The sequence below is a fragment of the Methylobacterium guangdongense genome (genome assembly GCF_038442355.1).
GTDB lineage: Bacteria > Pseudomonadota > Alphaproteobacteria > Rhizobiales > Beijerinckiaceae > Methylobacterium > Methylobacterium guangdongense.
The window spans coordinates 99,171-117,648 of record NZ_JBBXMX010000003.1 but is presented as its reverse complement, the minus strand read 5'-3'; the positions used below and the strand labels follow the sequence as shown (position 1 = coordinate 117,648).

The following is an 18,478-nucleotide window of genomic DNA, read 5'->3' as shown; positions in this document are numbered from 1 at the left end:
AACGCCCGCCGGCCCGGCGATTGCCGGGGGCGGGATCGACGAGACACGGCACGACCTTGAACCTACAGGCGAGCATGAAGAGCCTGCTGCCCGGCGCCGAGCGGCCGGTGGTGCAGTTCGAGAATGTCGGCATGCGCTACGGCCTCGGGCCGGAGGTGCTGTCGGACGTGAGCTTCCGCATCGCCCCGCGCTCCTTCCAGTTCCTGACCGGACCCTCCGGCGCCGGCAAGACGACGCTGCTGCGCCTGATCCTGCTCTCCGTTCGGCCGACGCGCGGCCTTGTCTCGGTCTTCGGCGAGGAGGTGAGCGGCATCTCGGCCAAGGCCCTGACCGGGCTGCGGCGCCGGATGGGCGTGGTGTTCCAGGATTTCCGCCTGCTCGACCATCTCACCACCTACGAGAACGTGGCGCTGCCGCTGCGCGTCCAGGGACGCACGGAGGCGAGTTATCGGGCCGAGGTGGTCGAGCTGCTGCGCTGGGTCGGGCTCGGCGAGCGCATGCATGCCCTGCCGCCGCTCCTGTCGGGCGGCGAGAAGCAGCGCGCCGCCATCGCCCGGGCGCTGATCGCACGGCCCGACCTGCTGCTCGCCGACGAGCCCACCGGCAACGTCGATCCGGGTCTCGGCCGGCGCCTGCTCCGGCTGTTCCTGGAGCTGAACAAGCTCGGGACCTCGGTCGTCATCGCCACCCACGATTTCGGCATCATGGACGCGGTCGACGCCCGCCGAATGGTGCTCGGCGAAGGCCGGCTGCGGATCGAGGAATGAGCACACAGGCGATCCCGCGGGCGCGACCCGGCTCTACCTCCGGCGCCCCCTCCCCGGCCCTGCCGGCGCAGCTGCGCCGCAACGCGCCCCTTGTTCCCACCGATACCGCGGCCGGTCGCTCGCTCGCGGCGGTCATCGCCATCCTGACCTTCCTGGCCGGTCTCTGCGCCGGCGCGGCCGAGATGGTCGCAGCCAATGCCGCGCAATGGCAGGGCGACGTCGCCCAGGAGGTCACGATCCAGATCCGGCCGAGCCCCGGCCGCGACGTCGAGGCCGATCTGGCCCGGGCCGCCGGCCTCGCCCGTTCGGAGCCCGGTATCGCCGAGACGCGGGTCTTCTCGAAGGCCGAGGCCGAGCGGCTGCTGGAGCCCTGGCTCGGCAGCGGGCTCGACCTGTCGGATCTGCCGGTGCCCCGGCTGATCGCCCTCAAGCTCGACCGCAACAAGGGTGCCGACCTGAAACGGCTGCGGGCGGGGCTGCTCGAAGCGCTGCCCGGTGTCGCGAGCCTCGACGACCACGCCCTCTGGCTCCAGCGGCTCTCGACCGCGGCCGGCGCCTTCGTGGGGATCGGGATCGGGCTCGTGATCCTCGTGCTGGTGGCCACGGGCCTCGCCGTCACCTTCGCCACGCGGGGCGCCATGGCGAGCAACCGCGAGGTGGTCGAGGTTCTGCACTTCGTGGGCGCCGACGACGACTACATCGCCAAGGCCTTCCAGCGGCGATTCTTCGGCCTGGGGCTTCGCGGCGGCGCGATCGGTGCGGGCTGCGCCATCCTGGCCTTCGTGATCCTGGGGATCCTTGCCCGGGCGGCGCGGTCGGGGCCGGCGGGACAGGAGGTCGAGGCGCTGTTCGGCGCCTTCCAGATCGGGCTGCGCGGCTACGCCAGCGTCGTCCTGATCGGCGTCATCGCCTCGCTCGTCACCGGCGTGGTCTCGCGCATCACGGTGCGCCGGTTCCTCGCCTGACCGGCCACGGCATTGTCACGGCGCGAAGACAACGACACGGTGGATACAGGGGGTGCAGGCCGCGCGTTTACGATCTGGAAACCGAATCGTCGCGGTGTGGTTGTCAGCGTCCCGACCGCCTCCGGGCCGCCGCAATCGAAGCCGATCCTCCGGAGGATGACCACGCGTATGCTGTGCGCACCGGATCCGCGCCAGACCGACGCTGTCGGCTGGGCCTGGCACGAATGGGGTCTCCCACGCCGGGCGGCCAGCCCCGCTTTGCGGCGTTATCGCGTCCCCTCCGTCCTGCAGGTACTCGGCCTCGCAGCGGGCCTCGGGACGGTCGCCCTGGTGGCCGGCTTCCTGATCTTCGTCAGCGCCCTCGCCCGGCAGGAACGGACCCCGTCCGATCGGGCCGACGGGATCGTGGCCCTCACCGGCGGCGCGCAGCGTATCGGCGATGCCATCGACCTGCTGGCCGGCGGATACGGGCGACGCCTCCTCATCACCGGGGTCAACGAGCGCACCAGCCGCGACGAGATCGCCCGATTGAACCCGACGCAGCGTGCGCTGATCGCGTGCTGCGTCGATCTCGATTACCGCGCGCGCAACACGATCGGGAACGCGATCGAGACCCGCCGCTGGATGCGGGCCCATCGGTTCAGCACCGTGGCGGTGGTCACCTCGAACTACCACATGCCGCGCACGCTCGTTGAGCTGGTCCACGCCCTGCAGGACAGCGACCGCGTCCTGCCGCACCCGGTCGTCACGGAGGCGTTCGATGCCGATCGCTGGTGGCGCAGCCCGCCGGCGGCACGGCTCGTCGCCTCCGAATATGTAAAGTTCCTGGCCAGCTGGGTGCGTACCCGGTTCGAAGCGGATCCCGAACGCTCCCGGGCGGCGATCCTGATCGGGCGCGGCAAGCCCGTGAAGATGGTCGCCGAGCCCCTGACCGGACGCAGTCTGGACTGAATCGGCCCTACTGCCCGTGACAGCGCGCCTTGATGGCCGCCGAGAATTCCCGGTCAGAGCCTTGAACCTGGGCGAGGCGTTCGCTCCGCTCCGAGCCGGACAGGCAGCGCCCGTAGACCCCCGCGACGCGGCGCATCGTCTCGACGTGCCGACGCCAGACGCGGCAATTCTTGGCATCGTCGCCGTCCGCCTGCTCCAGCTGGTCGATCGCCTGCCGCTGCATCGACTGCGCGACGAGCAGATCGCGCGCGCAGGTGGTCTCACCCTGCGCCAGCGCCGGACCCGCCGCTAACATCAGGGCGGCGACGATTCGAAAGCGCGCCATCAGGCGGCCTGCGGTGCCGTGGAGCGGGTCAGCAGGGCGTAGAGCGCCCCGGCGTCCCGGGCGGCCCGGATATGGGCGAGCATGCCGGGCTCGCGCAGAACCCGCGCCACCTGCGCGAGGGCTTTCAGGTGATCGGCTCCGGCCCCCTCCGGGGCCAGCAACAGGAACGCGATATCGACCGGCTGACCGTCCAGCGCCTCGAAATCGACCGGCCGGTCGAAGCGGGCGAACAGGCCGAACAGCCGGTCCAACCCCGGCAGCTTGCCGTGGGGTATCGCCACACCGTCGCCGATCCCGGTCGAGCCCAGCCGCTCCCGCTGGAGCAGCGTGTCGAACACGGGACGCTCGCCGAGGGCCGGCAGGCGACGCGCCGCCTGGGCGGCGAGGTCCTGAAGCACCTGCTTCTTGGCCCGCGCGCGCAGCGACGGCACGACCGACTCAGGGTCGAGGAATTCCAGAACTGGCATCGAACGACCGTTGCCCCGTCACCCGTCTGCTGGGGACGGGCCTCGTTGCGGGGGTATCCACGACCGGAACAGCCGCACCCCCGCTACCAATCGACCGGGAAACAGACCGGTTCCGGCTCCGTTCTTCCCGACCCGCCGCGTCACTCGACGGCGTTCGGTGGGTCCACCCAGCCGATCGCGCCGTCGCTGCGCCGATATACGACGTTGACGCGCCCGGTGCCAGCATGGACGAACACGAGCACCGGCGAACCTGTGAGATCGAGCGCGGTCACCGCCTCGCCGACGGTGCGGCGCTGCAAGGTCCGCGTGCTCTCGGCGACGATCGGGGGATGGGCATCCCCGTCGGCCGGCTCGTCGTCGTCCTCCTCCGGGGCGGCCAGGACCGCGTAGGCGGCTTCCATCGCGGCGTCGCTCGGCCCGGTCGCATGCTGCTTGAGGCGGTGCTTGTAGCGGCGCAGCCGGGTCTCCAGCTTCTCGGCCGTCTGCTCGAAGCTCGAACGCGCGTCGTGCGCGAACCCGTTCGCCTCGATGGTCAGGCCGGACATGAGGTGGAGCACGCAATCGGTCCGGAAGGCTGAACCATCCCGCCGCAGGGTGACGTGGCCGTTGCAGGCGTCGCTCATATGCGAATCGAGGTATTTGGCCTGTATCGCAGCCATCCGCTCCTCGACGCGGCCGCGCAGACTCTCGCCGAGATCAACGCCGTGGCCCGTGACGCGCAACGACCCCATGCTGCCTCCCCCGTTTTGATGCAGTCAGCCGACTTAGAGAGCCGGCTCGGGTTAAGTCAACGGAGCGGCTTGCGGTTCGGTCGGGTGCTTAACCCTGGGTTCAGCCGCCTTGTCCGTATAGACAGCGGTTCGGAGCGCCTTCCGCCGGGCCGGGTTTCAACCCGGTGGCAGCACGGCCGGCGCCGGCCAGAAACACGAGAGACCGACCACCGCATGACGAGACATGCCCGCCAGCCCGTTGCCCTGACCCGCCGCACCGTGCTGGCCGGAGCCCTGGGCGCGGCCGCAGGGTCGCTGCCCGGCATGACGCAGGCGGCTGAGCCGGAGGCGGTGCCGCCCCTCCCGGGCGCCGGCATGGCGTTCGAGGCCAACACACTGCTCGATGTCGCGCGCGCCCGGGCCAAGGTGGCCTATGTCGGCCCCAAGCCCGGGGATCTGCCGGCCGCCCTGAAGGGCCTGTCGCGGGAGGCCTACGAAGCGATCCGGCCGGCCGAGGGCCGCGGGATTTGGGCTGGTCAGGACATCGGCTACAGTCTCGAACCGCTGCTGCGGGGCTCGATCTTCGACACGCCGGTCGCCTTGTTCCTGATCGAGAACGGTCTCGTGCGGCCGATCACCTACGACAAGGCCTCGTTCGCGGCCCCCGGCATCGAACTGCCGGACCTCGACGCCGCCACGGCGTTCTCGGGCTTCCGGCTGCGCGCCCGCTTTGCCGAGGGCGGTGCGCTGTCGGACTTCGCGTTGTTTCAGGGCGGCTCCTTCTTCCATCTCGTGGCGGAGGGGCAGGATTTCGGGATCAACGCGCGGGCGCTGGCACTGCGGCCGGCGGATGCGCGGGGCGAGGAATTTTCGCTGTTCCGGGCCCTGTTCATCGAGACCCCCACCCCCGGCCAGCCGATCGTGGTCCACGCCCTCGCCGAATCCGATTCCGCGACGGCGGCGTTCAAGCTCACCCTCACGCCGGGCCGGGAGGCCTCGGTGGCGGGGATCGACGGTACGGTCTTCGCCCGGGCCGATCTCGACCATATCGGGCTCGGCGGCATGCAGGGCAGCTACCTGTTCGGGGCCCTCGACCGCCGACACGTCGACGATCTCCGCGCAGCGGCCTTCTCGGTGGAAGGTCTGGCAATACACAACGGCTACGGCGAGCCGATCTGGCGCCCGGTGCACAATCCGGAAGCTCTCCAGGTCTCGGCCTTCGTCGATCGTGGGCCGAAGGGATTCGGCCTGATGCAGCGTGCCCGCGCCTATGCCGATTTCGACGACGACCGGCGGCACTGGGAGCAGCGGCCCTCGCTCTGGCTGGAGCCGCTCGACGATTGGAACGAGGGCGCCGTGACGCTCCTCGAAATTCCGAGCGACTCGGAGCTCAACGAGAACGTCTTCGCCTATTGGCGTCCCAAGGCGAAGCTCGCCAAGGGCGGGGAAATGCGCTTCCTCTGCCGCCAGCACTGGTCCAAGGGCTGGCCCGATCCGCTGCCGCCCGGGATCGCGCGGGTCAGCGACAGCCGCTGCGGCCACGGCAGCAGCGGCAACCGGCGCCTGTTCGCGGTCGACTTCCAGGGCGACGGGCTGTTCGAGCCCGGTGACATCGACGTCGATCTCAGCGCCTCGGCCGGAACGATCACCCGGCAGGACCGCTATCGCTATTTCGACCGCAAGACCCTGCGAATCCTGTTCGAGCTCGATCCGGGCAGCGAGAAGGCGAGCGAATTGCGCCTCGCGCTGCGGCGCGGCCAAGCCCGGGCCAGCGAGACGTGGCTTTACCGCTGGACGCCGTGATGCCGCCGCCCACCGAAAGAGGATCAACCTCCGCCGTGCGACTGGACGACACGATCACCCTGCCCCATCACGCGTGTCAGCCGGGCGCGGAGCCTAATTGGGCCGACCCGCCGGCCGATGCCGGCCTGCCGCCCGAGGCGCCGCTGGCGATGCCGGTCCAGGATCTGTCGCGCTGGGATCCGGGGCTGGGCCACAGGCCGGTGCGCCGGGCGCGCAGCCCCTGGCTCGCCCGCCTTTGGGTGTTCGGCGGGGCGCTGGCACTGACCGCCTATGGCGGCTGGCAGATGGTCGAGACCGTGTCGGTCTCCGGCAGCCCGACCGCGCTCCAGCTCGCCCTCGTCGTGCTGTTCTGCCTGACCTTCTCGTGGATCGCACTCGCCTTCACGAGCGGCCTGCTGGGCTTCGTGATGCTGCTGCGCCGCGAGCGCGCTTCGGCAATGCCGGAGGCGCTGACGACCCGCACCGCCATCCTGATGCCGGTCTACAACGAGGCCACGGCCCGCACCTTCGCGGGCGTCGAGGCGATGCGGGAGGCCGTGGAGGCGACCGGGCTCGGACGGCACTTCGACTGGTTCGTCCTGTCCGATTCGACGCAGGCCGATGCCTGGATCGCGGAGGAGCGCGCCTTCCTCGACCTGCGCGAACGGCTCGGGCCGGAGGCCCGCCTCTATTATCGCCACCGGCCGAAGAACCATCACCGCAAGGCGGGCAATATCGGCGACTTCGTCACCCGCTGGGGCGGCGGGTACGACCACATGCTGGTACTCGACGCCGACAGCCTGATGAGCGGCCCGGCGATCGTGGCGCTCGCCGCCGCCATGGAGGCGGACCCGGATGCCGGCATCATCCAGACGCTGCCGCTGATCATCAACCGCAACACCCTGTTCGCCCGCCTCCAGCAATTCGCCGCGCGGATCTACGGCCCGGTGATCGCGGCCGGCCTCGCGGCCTGGTCGGGCCGGGACGGCAATTACTGGGGCCACAACGCCATCATCCGCACCCGCGCGTTCGCGGATGCCTGCGGCCTGCCCGACCTGCCGGGCAAGCCGCCCTTCGGCGGCCACATCCTGTCGCACGATTTCGTGGAGGCCGCGCTGATCCGCCGGGCCGGCTGGACGGTCTACATGCTGCACCGCCTGGAGGGCTCCTACGAGGAGAGCCCGCCCTCGCTGATCGACGTGGCGGTCCGCGACCGACGCTGGGCGCAGGGCAACCTCCAGCACGCCCGGGTGATCGGCGCGGCCGGGCTGCACCCGGCCACCCGGCAGCATTTCGCCACCGGGATCGCCGGCTACCTCGCCTCGCCGCTCTGGCTGCTGCAACTGGTCGTCGGCATCCTGCTGGTCCTGCAGACCGCCACCGAGCGGCCCGACTATTTCGGCGGGGCCGGCTTCTCGCCGGTCTTCCCGCGGTTCGACCCGGTCCGCGCGCTCCAGCTGTTCGGCCTCACCATGGCGGTGCTGCTGGCGCCGAAGTTCCTGGGCCTGATCCTGGCCCTGCTCGACCGTTCGGTACGGCAAGCCTGCGGCGGCGGCGGGCGGCTCATCCTCTCCAGCCTCGTCGAGATCCTGCTCTCGGCGCTGGTGGCGCCGGTTGCGATGGTGGTCCAGTCCGGTTCCGTCGTGAGTATCCTGCTGGGCCGCGACACGGGCTGGAATCCGCAGCGGCGCGACGACGGCTCGATCCCGCTCCGCGACATCATCGCCCGGCACAGTTGGCACACGCTGCTGGGTCTCGTGGCGGGCATCGCGGCCTTCGCCATCGCGACATCGCTGTTCCTCTGGATGAGCCCCACCATCGTGGGTCTGGTGCTCGCGATCCCGATCTCCTGGGCCAGCGGTCAGCTCGGCCTCGGGCTGGCGCTGAAGAACCGGCGCCTGCTCGGCACGCCGGAAGAGGCTGCGCCCCCCGCGATCGCGACGCGCGCGAGTGCCCTCGCCGCCCGCAACGCCGCGCGGGGCTTCGATGATGCCGATGCCCTCGCGGCACTGAATGCCGATCCCAATCTTGCGACAGCCCACACCCGGATGTTGCCGCCCGGACGCGCGCGTCCCCGCGGCGCGATCGACCCGGACCGGACGCTGGCCGCCGCCAAGATTGAGGAGGCCGAGGCTGTCACCGAAGCGATGGCGTGGCTCACGCCGCGGGAGCGGATGGCGCTGCTTCACGACCCGGCTCTCGTCGACCGGCTCGTTCAACTGCGCTGACCCGGAATCCGGGGGATTCCAGTTTGCCGGCTTCCGGGCGCTCAGGACCTGCCTCCCTCCCCCACGGAACGATCGCGCGGATCGTCACCGCCGGCGGCACCACAGGAGCCGTCAGACGCGCTTAACCATTCGGCCACTACCGTCGCGCCGGCACATCGAAGCTGCCGACCGGAATGCGCCATGACTTTGCTGCTCGGTTTCCTGCTCCTGCCCCTGACGGTCGCCATCGTGCTGGCCCGGGGTGAGCCCGTCCGCACCATCAGCTGCCTCGGCGCGATGGGCGTGGGCTGCGCGATCGCCTGCCTGAGCTTGGTCAGCCTCGTCCGCCACCGGACCTGACGGCCGGCGATCGATCAAAGGAAGCCGATCTGCCGGGGCCCCCCCGAGAGCGAGCGCCCCGCCCGGGCGACGAGTTGCGAAAACGCCAAAGCGGCCGCCGTCGCCTGAGCCCGCGAAGGGAAGCTTCGTCGCGATTCGAGGACGGTCTCGGCCGTCTCGTTCACCAGCGCCCAGGACCACAGAGACCGACCGGATTCGCGGATCTCGAACTGCACAGGGCGCCTGCCTTTCGCAGCATGCGACGGGATAAGACTTACCTACTGCCGTGACATCGGGATGACACAACCGACGTCGCGTCAAGGTTGGCGTCGATAGAAGACCGATTGCATTTATTGTTAGACTGAGGCGGCAAAGCATTCGCAAAACTTGTTCTTGGACGCGTGTCGGGCTTTTCGCTGACAGCTTGCAGATCCTCGTCGCGGCCGATACGCTCGTTCTCGCAAATGCGCCGCATCAGCCTTGTCCACAGATTTGACTGCGGGATGCTGCGGGCTGCGATGCGGAGCCCGTCGTCTTGGATCATGTGGCCTCGCGTCCGCCATGGTTCCGGCGGCTTGGCGGGGCAGGCGGAGCGCACCCATTTTTCTGCCGAACGGAGACCGCATGACAGCCGTGACCGCGCTCATCGCCGAAGAACTCGGCGTCAAGGAAGCGCAAGTGGCAGCCGCGGTGGCGCTGCTCGATGGCGGAGCGACCGTTCCCTTCATCGCGCGCTACCGCAAAGAGAACACGGGCGGCCTCGACGACACGCAGTTGCGCCGGCTCGAGGAGCGCCTGTCGTATCTGCGCGATCTGAACGACCGCCGCCGGGCCATCGTGGAGAGCATCGAGGCCCAGGGCCGGATGACGCCCGCGCTCGCCACGGCGCTCGCGGCGGCCGACACGAAGGCGCGCCTCGAGGATCTCTACCTGCCGTTTCGCCCGAAGCGCCGGACCAAGGCCCAGACCGCCCGCGAGGCCGGTCTCGAAGCGCTGGCCGACGCGGTCTCGAAGCGGCCCGAGCAGGCACCCGAGGCAGCGGCACGGGCGTTCGTCTCGGCGGAACGCGGCGTCCCTGATGCGGCCGCCGCGCTGGAGGGCGCCCGGGCGATCCTGATCGAGCGCTTGTCGGAGGATGCCGACCTCACCGGACGGCTGCGGACGGATTACTGGCGCGGCGGCCAGCTCGTCTCCAAGGTCCGCCGGGGCAAGGCAACCGAAGGGGCGAAGTTCCAGGATTATTTCGACTGGGGCGAGCGCCTGGAGCGGATGCCCTCGCACCGAATACTGGCGATCTTCCGCGGCGAGCGCGAGGAGGTGCTCGACATCGCCTTCGCGGCGGAGGGTGAGGACTCCGAGCCCGGGCGCCCGGGCCCGTTCGAGACGGCCATCTGCCGGCGCTTCGGCGTGGCGGCTCTTGGACGCCCCGGCGACCCGTGGCTGCTCGATACCGTTCGGATCGCGTGGCGCACCAAGATCCGCACGGGTATCAAGCAGGACATGCGCACCCGCCTGTTCGAGCGCGCGGAGGACGAGGCGGTCAAGGTATTCGCCGGAAATCTGAAGGACTTGATCCTGGCCGCCCCGGCCGGCGGCCGGCCCACGATGGGGCTCGATCCAGGCTATCGGAACGGCGTGAAGGTCGCAGTCGCGGACCGGACCGGCCGAATCGTCGCCGTGGAGACCACCTACCCGCACGAACCCCAGCGCCGCTGGCGGGAGGCGGTGGTGACGCTCGGGAAGCTCTGCCGCCTGCATGGCGTCGAACTGCTCGCGATCGGCAACGGCACGGCATCCCGCGAGACCGAGCGGCTCGCCGCCGAGATCATGGCGGAGAATCCCGACCTGAAGCTCGTCAAGGTCACGGTTTCCGAGGCCGGTGCCTCGGTCTATTCGGCCTCCGAGATCGCCTCCCGGGAACTGCCCGATCTGGACGTATCCCATCGCGGCGCGGCATCGATCGCGCGACGCCTGCAGGATCCCCTCGCCGAGTTGGTGAAGATCGATCCGAAGTCGATCGGCGTCGGGCAGTACCAGCATGATGTGAGCGAGACGAAGCTGTCACGCTCGTTATCGGCGGTGGTGGAGGATGCCGTGAACGCCGTCGGCGTCGACGTGAACACGGCCTCCCCTGCCCTTCTGGCGCAGGTCTCCGGGCTTGGATCGTCCCTGGCCGACAAGATCGTCACCTATCGGGACACCCACGGTCCATTCCGCGCGCGGGCCGCGCTCAAGGCCGTGCCGGGGCTCGGCCCGAAGACCTTCGAGTTGGCCGCGGGTTTCCTGCGAATCCGCGAGGGTGACGATCCGCTCGACGCCTCCGGCGTCCACCCGGAGGCGTATCCGGTGGTGCGCCGGATCCTGCAGGCGACGAAGAGCGACATCCACATCCTCCTCGGCAACACGGCGGCCCTCGCCAAGCTGAACCCCGAGACATTTGTCGACAGGCGTTTCGGTCTGCCGACCGTGCGCGACATCATCGCTGAACTGGAGAAGCCCGGCCGCGATCCGCGACCGGCGTTTAAAACGGCGCGTTTCGAGGAGGGCGTCGAGAAGATCGGCGACCTGCGACCAGGCATGCAACTGGAGGGCGTCGTCACCAACGTGGCGGCCTTCGGCGCCTTCGTGGACCTCGGCGTGCATCAGGACGGCCTCGTCCACATCTCGGCGATGGCACGCCGCCGGATCACAGCGCCCACCGAAGTGGTGCGGATCGGCGAAGTGGTCCGCGTCCTGGTGCTCGGCGTCGATGTCGCGCGCAAGCGGATCGCGCTGTCGATGCGCCTGGACGATCCGGTCGAGACGGCGGGCTCGGGGCGCCCATCGAGAGACGCGCGGCCCGAATCGCGCCCCGCGCCCCCACGGCCAGCGCCTGATGCCGCTCCGAACGGCGCGCTTGCGGACGCGCTCCGCCGGGCGGCTTCATCCACGCGGCGGCGCTGACTGTCACCGACGGGAATCATCGCATGTCTCTGCCAAAGACGCACGAAACCGGTCCCAGCCCGATGATCGGGCCGGCGGGTCTCATCCGGGCGGCTTTCGAGGGGGCGGATATGGCCGCCCGGGCTGACGAAATCCTGACCCAGGCAGAGACCGGCACCCTCGAGGCCGGCACGGCCCTCGATCTGGCTACGATCCTGCTGCTGATGCATCGCTTCGAGCCAGCCCTGCAGCTCCAGGGCGAGGTTCTGCAGGGCTGCCGGCATTTCCAGCTGCTGGCCAACGGACCCGACGCGGTGACGCGAGTCCTGGTCATCGTCACGGCTGGCGACCTCATGGCGAATACGCCGGTCGACTTCCTGCTGGCCCACCCAGCGTTCCGGGTCGAATACCTGTACGTGCTGCCCGGCGAGGTTGGTCCCGCCACGCTACCGGATCATGACGTGTGCATCGTCGCCGTGGCTTACGCGACCGCGAACGAACCGGTGCTGGAAGCCTTGGCCTCGGCGGCGGCGCGCTGGGACCGCCCGGTGATCAATCATCCGCGCCACGTCCTCAAGACCTCCCGGCACGGGCTCGCCGAGGCCCTCGCTGGATCCGACGGGCTCCTGATCCCGTCCGTCGCGCGGGCGGCGAAAGCCGACTTCGTCTCCGGGGGATACCGGCTACCGACCGGCCTGCAGTACCCGGTTCTCATGCGACCGATCGATACCCATGCCGGCAATGCACTGCAGAAGATCGACCGCTCCGAGGACCTCGCGGCCTATATCCGCGACGTCAATGCAACGACATATTACATCACGCAGTTCTACGATTACAGCCATCCGGATGGATTGTTCATAAAGCTCAGGGTCGTACTTGTCGACGGTATCCCGTTTCTCTGCCACATGGCCATCCGCGATCATTGGATGATTCATTATCTCAATGCCGGGATGAGCGAGGATCCCGCCAAGCGCAGCGCCGAGGCTGCGGCAATGGCCGAATTCGACGCTGTGTTCGTGCCGCGGCACCGCACGGCTTTCGCCGAGATCCATCGTCGAACCGGGCTCGACTATTTGATCGTCGATTGCGCCGAGAGCCGGGACGGTCGACTGCTCATCTTCGAAGCCGATACCGGTATGATCATCCACGACATGGATCCCGAGGAACTCTATCCCTACAAGCGCCCGCAGATGCACAAGGTCTTCGCCGCCTTCCAGCACGCCGTTCAGTCCAGAGCGGCCCGATCAACGGAACGACCCGATGGTACAGCGGCTCGTCACGTCCTACGCGATCGGATCTAGATATCGCAAAGCGACTGCAAATCTTCGTCAATATCACAATCGTTGTATGCTTCTATATGGGTCATATTCCGTGTATTTCATCAGCAAATCGCCAACTGATCCGCTGCTTTCCTTCATTAGATTGCGGTAACATTTTGCATTTCGAACAATTATTAGCGTTTGATAATCAAAAAATTAAGGATCATCTCGCATACTGGAATAGACCGCTTCGTTTTAACGCGAAAGAAACGTCTGCGGCGCCATGACTGCGGCACCCGAGAAACGGGTGGCACTACATCAGAAAGATCGATCCTATGTCCTCCATCACCCTGTCGGCCGCCACGCGTCAGAACCTGCTCTCGCTGCAGGATACGGCGGCTCTGACCGCGACCACCCAGAATCGTCTTGCCACCGGCAAGAAGGTCAACTCGGCCCTCGACGATCCGCTGAGCTTCTTCACCGCTCAGGGCCTCGACAACCGGTCGAACGACCTGAACAGCCTGCTCAACGGCGTCAGCAACGGCGTGCAGGTCATCCAGGCCGCCAACCAGGGCATCACCAGCATCCAGAAGCTGATCGACAGCGCCAAGTCGCTCGCCAATCAGGCCCTGGCCAGCAAGAATTACACCACTCCGGCCGTGTCCGGTTTCACCACCTCGACGACGGGCGCAGCCTACGCGGCCGCGACGAGCGGCACGACGACCGTGAACTTCACCGTTGATGGCGTTGCCAAGACCGCGACGCTGGCTGCCGGTAGCGGCACCAGCGGTGCGACCACCGCCAGCGACGTGACGGCGGCCGTGGCTGCCCTCAACACCGCCGCCGGCACGACTGCGTTCGCCGTGGATTCGGGAGGCACGAAGATCGTCGCCGCCTCGACCACCAGCGACATCACCTTCGACTCCACCGAAGGTGCCAAGATCGGCTTCTCCTCCGGCATCACCGGCACGGCGGCCGTTCCGGCGTCCGGCGACGCGACCCGCACCAGCCTCACATCGCAGTTCAACAACCTGCTGACCCAGATCGATCAGCTGGCCTCCGATGCGAGCTACAACGGCGTCAACCTTCTCGGCGGCGGCGGGGCGAACCAGCTCAAGATCCAGTTCAACGAGAACGGGAAGTCGAGCCTCGTGGTTCAAGGCGTCGACTTCTCCTCGACGGGCCTGGGCCTGAGCCCGGTCGCCACGTCGGGTGCCAACTCCAACTTTCAGGCCGATTCCGACATCAACGCCGTCCTGACCAAGCTCAACTCGGCGTCGTCGACGTTGCGCGCGCAGTCGGGAGCGTTCGGCTCGAACCTGACGGTCGTGCAGAACCGCCAGGACTTCACCAAGCAGCTGATCAACATCCTCGGCACCGGCTCGGCGAACCTGACGAACGCCGATCTGAACGAGGAGGCCGCCAACTCGCAGGCGCTCTCGACCCGTCAGTCGATGGGTATCTCGGCCCTGTCGCTGGCCAACAGCGCCCAGCAGGGCGTCCTGCAGCTCCTGCGCTGAGGTACGCCTCGCTTGAGACAGGGCCGGCCGGGCACACGCCCGGCCGGCCCTTTTCTTATGCGCGTCGTCGACGGGTTCCGTGTGGCTCGAGAGTGCCCCGACCATGGGTGGACCGGGCTAGGCAGCAGTTCCCGGTGGAGCGCCGTTTCGCCCCGTCTCCGAACGCACGGCTTCGAGGATGCGCTGACGAACCTGCGGCTGCCGGATGGTGCTCCACAGGCTCAACAGTTCGTAGGTCATGCCGATATCGAACGCGTCATCGTCGTGCGCGAAGAATTTTTCGACCGGGCAACCCAGCAGCGCTGCGATCTCGGCCAAACGCGCGCTGGCGCGGTCGTCGACGGCCATCTAAGCCTCTGCTCCCGCATGTTATTATATTGTGACGCTATCCCGTTGAGTATTGCGGAACAAGTGGTGCATCTGCACTAGATCTGGTGGCTGCGTATCAGGGCGTGATCGAGGCGAGGAACTGCTTCGTCCGTCACAGGCCGATGTGGCACGCCCGTTCGCTTCACCGATACGCTCTTAGCATCCGAGGCCGCACGACATGACGGCGACAATCGAGCGCCCCCGCTCCAGCGACGCCATTGTTTGAGACGCCGGTCGATGAATAAGCGACGGACTTGAGGATCTGCCTCGTTCCGGAACGGATGGATCGATCGCGCGTGCATACAGTGTTAAGGATCACCGAACCAAGCAACATGCCATACGGCAAGCTGGGAAAGCCAAATTCGAGACCCTGCGCGGTAGATCAGGATCCGCTCTTGTCGGGCCCACGAAATCAAATGCCGTCGATTGACCCTCGATTAACCGAGCCAGCATAGGCACAACAGGGCTGCCGTTGACGCGGCTTGATTGGGTCGGGCGAGGCTTCGATGGTGGTCCTGTTAGCCGTCACGCTCTGCACCGGGCTTCTGGCCGCATGCGCCTTGTTTCCCTTCGGGGCATGGGCCGTTGTGATCGGTGCCCCCCTGGTCGCGAGTTCGGCGACGATGCTCGCCGGCGGTCTCCTGGCGTGGCGAACCATCAAGCGCGATCGGCGCAGACGCGCCCTCGAAGCGCAGACCGGCGTCATGGTCGCGGCGCTTCGCGACGTAACGCATCAGGCTGAGGCGATGTCACCGGCGCCGAAGGTCGTCCAGCGGCGTCTGGGCGCCTGAGCGGTCGCCCGCTCGAGAAACCCCATCAGGGCACGCATCGAACCCTGATGCGCCTCCGGCCGTTGTCGCGGTCATGCCCGACCTGACAATCCCGCTCGTTGCGACCAGCCTGTTCGTGGGTGTCGGTTGGCTGATCATCAATGCCGGACAGGGGTACGACGACGCGATCAGGCATACGCTGACGGTCTTCGCTCTGGTGCTCGGCTTGTTGGTGATGGCCGGCGTAACCGCGAAGCTGCGCGCAGGGCTCGGCGTCGGCCGAATGTCCCACCGTATCGAGGCTCGCTCGGCCGATGGACCCATCGGAACGACGCGAACCGCCCCCCGTCGAGACTAGCTGCGCCAGCGACTCGGCCCGCGGGGAGACATACCGCTCTAAGGACTCGTTTCCGGCGGGTGGCTTGTCACTCATGCCATCCGTGATGCCAGATCTACGGGCGGACAAACCTCGGCCGGCGCGCGTCATTCACCAACGATGTCGGTGGAGTTACAGCCCCATCATTCGGACTAATCCGCAACGACGGATGCAAAATCCCGTCCGTATGACGGCTGAAATGGCGGCGCGTCCGTGCGGAGCAAAAGAAGCGCACTTGGTTACGGCGCAAAACGTGTCCCCGAAAGTGCGGAGGTTTGCGCCGTAGCAGTCCTGCCTGTCGAGCAGGCCGGTCTCCCTACTTGCTCTTGCCACCCTTCTTGCCGAGCTCGACCTGAGCCGAGGACGACTTGCGTGGGTTTGATTGACCTTCCTTGCTCGCCTTCGCATTCGCCTTCTTGGCAGTGCTGCTGCCGTGGCCCTTCTTCTCGGTCATCGTTGCCTCCATGAGCGAGCGGAAATGTCGTCGCGCGACCGGACGTTCCGCCACGCGCCTTTTGAGCGGTGGATACTGAAGCGCGACGCTACTGCTCCGATGGCGATTGATGTTCGATCGTCAGCCAGGGGCGGATAGTTCACGCGGGTACGCGGCCGATAGCGCCGGAGCGCGAGATCGGTGGCAGGACGGATACCGGTCGATGAACCAGTGGTTGTTTAGACGCTGACGGCTTGCGATTTACGCGAGCGAATGATCCGATGACCAGGCCCAGAGAAGGCCGCCCAGGATCCGGAGGAAACCCCATGCTGTCGCGCAGACAGACGCTGGCGCTCGCCGTCGCCAACAGCCTCACCCTAACCGGGGGTGCGGTCCGCTCGGCCGAAAACGAGGCCGCGCCCACCGTCAAGACGTCGGTCACGTTCGCCGTTCCGCCGGGAGCGTGCGACTGCCACGTCCACGTCATCCCGGATCCAGCGAAGTTCCCGTTCTGGAGCGGGCGCGCTTATACCCCGCCGGTCGACCCGCCGGATCGTCTGCTCGCACTTCAGCACGCGCTCAAGCTCGATCGCGTGGTGATCGTCACGCCCAGCGTCTATGGGACCGACAATGCCGCCACCCTCGATGGCCTGCGCGTCCTTGGCCCTCAACGCGCGCGGGGTGTCGCCGTCATCGGGCCGGATACGAGTGCGGCGGACCGCGATGCGCTGGTCAAAGCCGGGATCCGCGGGATCCGTGTGAACCTCGAGCAGGCCGGCGTCTTCGATCCCGCGGTCTCCGCCAAGGCGCTCGACAGCGCCGTCCAGCAGATCGGTTCGCGCCCCTGGCACCTCCAGATCTACTCGCGTCTCTCCGTCATCGCCCCGCTGAAGCAGCAGCTGGCCGCGCTGCCGGTCCCGGTTGTGTTCGACCATTTCGCGGGCGCACAGGCCGCGCTCGGCGCCGATCAGCCGGGTTTTGGTGACGTGCTCGATCTCGTGCGCAGCGGAAAGGCCTGGGTGAAGCTGTCGGGCGCTTACCGCGCCTCCACCCGCGCGCCCGACTACCCGGATGTCCTGCCGCTGGCCCGCGCCCTCGTGGCGGCCAATCCGGAACGGCTGGTCTGGGGCAGCGACTGGCCGCATCCCGACAGCAACCCGCGACCGGACCGCAAGCCGACGGATCTCGCGCCGGCCCAGGACATCGATGACGGTCGTCTGCTGAGCCTGCTGGCGGAGTGGGTGCCCAACCGCGCCACGCGGGATCGGATCCTCGTGGACAATCCGAAGCGGCTCTACGACTTCTGAGTGAGGGCACGGCGCACCGCGAAGCCGATGCGTCGCGGTGCGCAGGAGATGGCGGGAGGCGCGGACCACACGTCGATCCGGCGAACGCTTGACCTTGATAGCTCAAACAGGCCTTTGGCTCCCACGGCAAAGCAGTCAACAATCCTGCCCGGTGGATCAGATCGAGCATCGCTCCAGTAAAACCAGTTGCATTGGCCTCACAGCCGGGCCTCGAAGCCGAGATCCGATCTGGTGTTCACGTCGCTTGTCAGCGGCGACGACGATGACGGCTGACCCACCCGACGCCATTCGCGAGGGAGGGCGCACGGGATGAACGATGTGCCGGCGCTGGCCGCTTCCAAGCTGGGTGAGCGCGCCTTCGTCCTCGCTCAGGATCGAACCTGATCGAAAGCGGAATGATCGCCTTTCCGGGCAAATCGGACGGACAAATAGTCGGTGGACCTGATGGCCTGAAGAGCGGCGATCCCCGCAGCGGTGATGGTCCACTCGATCACGTCCACGCCTCGCAGACGATGCGGGCGGACCGGCCCGATCCGCGCGATGAGGCTCAGGCGTTCCAAGAGCAGATTCCGCCCGTCGTCGGCCGCCATGATCCGATTGCGCACCCCGATCAGATCGAGCCGTTCGGCCTGCGATTTCTTCAGGAGGGCACTGACCGGCTGGCCCGTGCGTCGACGGCCGCACCCGGGGCTCGGCGCGACGGCGCCGATGCGGGACGATCGCTGCTCCGGGGATGCCGATGGGCCCGGCCGCCCCGGTGCGGAATGCGCATCAGGGGGCTCGATCGCTTCAAAGTCGTCGAGCGGTGCGTTCATGGGGCGTGGACCTGGATGTCACGGAACGAGGGACCGTTTCCGCGCGGCGAAGCCGCGGGCGGTCAGGTCTCCGGCATGTCTCGGGCGTTCCCCGCCGCGGACGGAGGGGCGAGGCTGTCGCCGTAGCGGGCGACATTATTCGGATGCACAGGCGTTCACCGCGCCAGCGACGGCGGGCCGGAGGCTCCGCGCGG

19 protein-coding genes are annotated in these 18,478 nt (G+C 67.9%); 12 read left to right on the top strand and 7 right to left on the bottom strand.

Features of this window, described 5'->3' with window-relative positions; all coding sequences use genetic code 11:
- Positions 1–74 precede the first annotated feature (74 nt).
- From ftsE to AAHG09_RS07605, 3 genes are all read left to right on the top strand, one after another.
- The gene (gene ftsE / locus AAHG09_RS07615) at positions 75–767 is read left to right on the top strand and encodes a cell division ATP-binding protein FtsE (RefSeq protein WP_342106402.1); all 693 of its coding nucleotides are present in this window, start codon (positions 75–77) and stop codon (positions 765–767) included.
- Positions 764–1,732, top strand: coding sequence for a cell division protein FtsX (locus AAHG09_RS07610; RefSeq protein ID WP_342106400.1), 969 nt, complete (start codon positions 764–766; stop codon positions 1,730–1,732). Before ftsE ends, AAHG09_RS07610 begins: the two co-directional genes overlap by 4 nt.
- 168 nt (positions 1,733–1,900) lie before the next feature.
- Entirely contained in the window at positions 1,901–2,683 is a 783-nt protein-coding gene (locus AAHG09_RS07605) for a YdcF family protein (protein WP_342106816.1), read from the top strand.
- Positions 2,684–2,690: 7 nt separating this feature from the next.
- Here the strand turns inward: AAHG09_RS07605 and AAHG09_RS07600 are convergent, their stop codons facing one another.
- The 3 genes from AAHG09_RS07600 to hpf all read right to left on the bottom strand — a co-directional run bounded on the left by AAHG09_RS07600 (position 2,691) and on the right by hpf (position 4,206).
- A complete protein-coding gene (locus tag AAHG09_RS07600) occupies positions 2,691–3,008 on the bottom strand; it encodes a hypothetical protein (RefSeq protein ID WP_342106399.1) in 318 nt (105 codons plus the stop codon).
- A complete protein-coding gene (gene ptsN / locus AAHG09_RS07595; protein ID WP_342106398.1) occupies positions 3,008–3,475 on the bottom strand; it encodes a PTS IIA-like nitrogen regulatory protein PtsN in 468 nt (155 codons plus the stop codon). Before ptsN ends, AAHG09_RS07600 begins: the two co-directional genes overlap by 1 nt.
- Positions 3,476–3,615: 140 nt before the next feature.
- A complete protein-coding gene (gene hpf, locus AAHG09_RS07590; RefSeq protein ID WP_342106395.1) occupies positions 3,616–4,206 on the bottom strand; it encodes a ribosome hibernation-promoting factor, HPF/YfiA family in 591 nt (196 codons plus the stop codon).
- Between the two features lie 213 nt (positions 4,207–4,419).
- Between hpf and AAHG09_RS07585 the strand changes: the two genes are divergently transcribed.
- The 3 genes from AAHG09_RS07585 (at position 4,420) to AAHG09_RS07575 (ending at position 8,534) form a co-directional block, all read left to right on the top strand.
- Complete coding sequence (locus AAHG09_RS07585) at positions 4,420–5,988, top strand: glucan biosynthesis protein D (protein WP_342106394.1); 1,569 nt, start codon at positions 4,420–4,422, stop codon at positions 5,986–5,988.
- Positions 5,989–6,023: 35 nt separating this feature from the next.
- Complete coding sequence (mdoH, locus tag AAHG09_RS07580; RefSeq protein WP_412760004.1) at positions 6,024–8,195, top strand: glucans biosynthesis glucosyltransferase MdoH; 2,172 nt, start codon at positions 6,024–6,026, stop codon at positions 8,193–8,195.
- 180 nt (positions 8,196–8,375) lie between these two features.
- Positions 8,376–8,534: a hypothetical protein gene (locus tag AAHG09_RS07575; protein ID WP_342106393.1), complete on the top strand. Its 159-nt coding sequence runs from the start codon at positions 8,376–8,378 to the stop codon at positions 8,532–8,534.
- Between the two features lie 14 nt (positions 8,535–8,548).
- On the opposite strand, the gene AAHG09_RS07570 is transcribed toward AAHG09_RS07575, so the two are convergent.
- Positions 8,549–8,749 (bottom strand): hypothetical protein, encoded by a 201-nt coding sequence (locus AAHG09_RS07570; RefSeq protein ID WP_342106392.1) that lies wholly within the window; start codon positions 8,747–8,749, stop codon positions 8,549–8,551.
- A 388-nt stretch (positions 8,750–9,137) separates the two neighbouring features.
- Here AAHG09_RS07570 and AAHG09_RS07565 point away from each other — a divergent pair, with 388 nt between their 5' ends.
- From AAHG09_RS07565 to AAHG09_RS07555, 3 genes are all read left to right on the top strand, one after another.
- Positions 9,138–11,456 carry a Tex family protein gene (locus AAHG09_RS07565; RefSeq protein ID WP_342106391.1) on the top strand — a complete coding sequence of 773 codons (2,319 nt, stop codon included), beginning with the start codon at positions 9,138–9,140 and terminating at the stop codon, positions 11,454–11,456.
- A gap of 62 nt (positions 11,457–11,518) precedes the next feature.
- Complete coding sequence (locus tag AAHG09_RS07560; protein ID WP_342106389.1) at positions 11,519–12,736, top strand: ATP-grasp domain-containing protein; 1,218 nt, start codon at positions 11,519–11,521, stop codon at positions 12,734–12,736.
- Positions 12,737–13,029: 293 nt separating this feature from the next.
- Positions 13,030–14,214 carry a flagellin N-terminal helical domain-containing protein gene (locus AAHG09_RS07555; protein WP_342106387.1) on the top strand — a complete coding sequence of 395 codons (1,185 nt, stop codon included), beginning with the start codon at positions 13,030–13,032 and terminating at the stop codon, positions 14,212–14,214.
- A gap of 117 nt (positions 14,215–14,331) precedes the next feature.
- On the opposite strand, the gene AAHG09_RS07550 is transcribed toward AAHG09_RS07555, so the two are convergent.
- Positions 14,332–14,562 carry a hypothetical protein gene (locus AAHG09_RS07550; RefSeq protein ID WP_342106384.1) on the bottom strand — a complete coding sequence of 77 codons (231 nt, stop codon included), beginning with the start codon at positions 14,560–14,562 and terminating at the stop codon, positions 14,332–14,334.
- 527 nt (positions 14,563–15,089) lie between these two features.
- Here AAHG09_RS07550 and AAHG09_RS07545 point away from each other — a divergent pair.
- Positions 15,090–15,374, top strand: coding sequence for a hypothetical protein (locus tag AAHG09_RS07545; RefSeq protein WP_342106382.1), 285 nt, complete (start codon positions 15,090–15,092; stop codon positions 15,372–15,374).
- Positions 15,375–15,447: 73 nt separating this feature from the next.
- Positions 15,448–15,711 carry a hypothetical protein gene (locus AAHG09_RS07540; RefSeq protein WP_342106381.1) on the top strand — a complete coding sequence of 88 codons (264 nt, stop codon included), beginning with the start codon at positions 15,448–15,450 and terminating at the stop codon, positions 15,709–15,711.
- Positions 15,712–16,045: 334 nt separating this feature from the next.
- Here AAHG09_RS07540 and AAHG09_RS07535 read toward each other — a convergent pair whose 3' ends face one another.
- The gene (locus tag AAHG09_RS07535) at positions 16,046–16,183 is read right to left on the bottom strand and encodes a hypothetical protein (protein ID WP_342106380.1); all 138 of its coding nucleotides are present in this window, start codon (positions 16,181–16,183) and stop codon (positions 16,046–16,048) included.
- 305 nt (positions 16,184–16,488) lie between these two features.
- Between AAHG09_RS07535 and AAHG09_RS07530 the strand changes: the two genes are divergently transcribed.
- On the top strand, positions 16,489–17,469 hold the full coding sequence (locus AAHG09_RS07530) for an amidohydrolase family protein (RefSeq protein ID WP_342106379.1): 981 nt from the start codon (positions 16,489–16,491) through the stop codon (positions 17,467–17,469).
- A gap of 368 nt (positions 17,470–17,837) precedes the next feature.
- Here the strand turns inward: AAHG09_RS07530 and AAHG09_RS07525 are convergent, their stop codons facing one another.
- A complete protein-coding gene (locus tag AAHG09_RS07525; protein WP_342106378.1) occupies positions 17,838–18,284 on the bottom strand; it encodes a hypothetical protein in 447 nt (148 codons plus the stop codon).
- Positions 18,285–18,478: the final 194 nt, after the last annotated feature.

Bases quoted from the DNA above. Each gene is read 5' to 3' on its own strand.
- ftsE (WP_342106402.1), top strand. From the start codon at position 75: ATGAAGAGCCTGCTGCCCGGCGCCGAGCGGCCGGTGGTGCAGTTCGAG.
- AAHG09_RS07610 (WP_342106400.1), top strand. From the start codon at position 764: ATGAGCACACAGGCGATCCCGCGGGCGCGACCCGGCTCTACCTCCGGC.
- AAHG09_RS07605 (WP_342106816.1), top strand. From the start codon at position 1,901: ATGCTGTGCGCACCGGATCCGCGCCAGACCGACGCTGTCGGCTGGGCC.
- AAHG09_RS07600 (WP_342106399.1), bottom strand. From the start codon at position 3,008: ATGGCGCGCTTTCGAATCGTCGCCGCCCTGATGTTAGCGGCGGGTCCG.
- ptsN (WP_342106398.1), bottom strand. From the start codon at position 3,475: ATGCCAGTTCTGGAATTCCTCGACCCTGAGTCGGTCGTGCCGTCGCTG.
- hpf (WP_342106395.1), bottom strand. From the start codon at position 4,206: ATGGGGTCGTTGCGCGTCACGGGCCACGGCGTTGATCTCGGCGAGAGT.
- AAHG09_RS07585 (WP_342106394.1), top strand. From the start codon at position 4,420: ATGACGAGACATGCCCGCCAGCCCGTTGCCCTGACCCGCCGCACCGTG.
- AAHG09_RS07575 (WP_342106393.1), top strand. From the start codon at position 8,376: ATGACTTTGCTGCTCGGTTTCCTGCTCCTGCCCCTGACGGTCGCCATC.
- AAHG09_RS07565 (WP_342106391.1), top strand. From the start codon at position 9,138: ATGACAGCCGTGACCGCGCTCATCGCCGAAGAACTCGGCGTCAAGGAA.
- AAHG09_RS07560 (WP_342106389.1), top strand. From the start codon at position 11,519: ATGATCGGGCCGGCGGGTCTCATCCGGGCGGCTTTCGAGGGGGCGGAT.
- AAHG09_RS07555 (WP_342106387.1), top strand. From the start codon at position 13,030: ATGTCCTCCATCACCCTGTCGGCCGCCACGCGTCAGAACCTGCTCTCG.
- AAHG09_RS07550 (WP_342106384.1), bottom strand. From the start codon at position 14,562: ATGGCCGTCGACGACCGCGCCAGCGCGCGTTTGGCCGAGATCGCAGCG.
- AAHG09_RS07545 (WP_342106382.1), top strand. From the start codon at position 15,090: ATGGTGGTCCTGTTAGCCGTCACGCTCTGCACCGGGCTTCTGGCCGCA.
- AAHG09_RS07540 (WP_342106381.1), top strand. From the start codon at position 15,448: ATGCCCGACCTGACAATCCCGCTCGTTGCGACCAGCCTGTTCGTGGGT.
- AAHG09_RS07535 (WP_342106380.1), bottom strand. From the start codon at position 16,183: ATGACCGAGAAGAAGGGCCACGGCAGCAGCACTGCCAAGAAGGCGAAT.
- AAHG09_RS07530 (WP_342106379.1), top strand. From the start codon at position 16,489: ATGCTGTCGCGCAGACAGACGCTGGCGCTCGCCGTCGCCAACAGCCTC.
- AAHG09_RS07525 (WP_342106378.1), bottom strand. From the start codon at position 18,284: ATGAACGCACCGCTCGACGACTTTGAAGCGATCGAGCCCCCTGATGCG.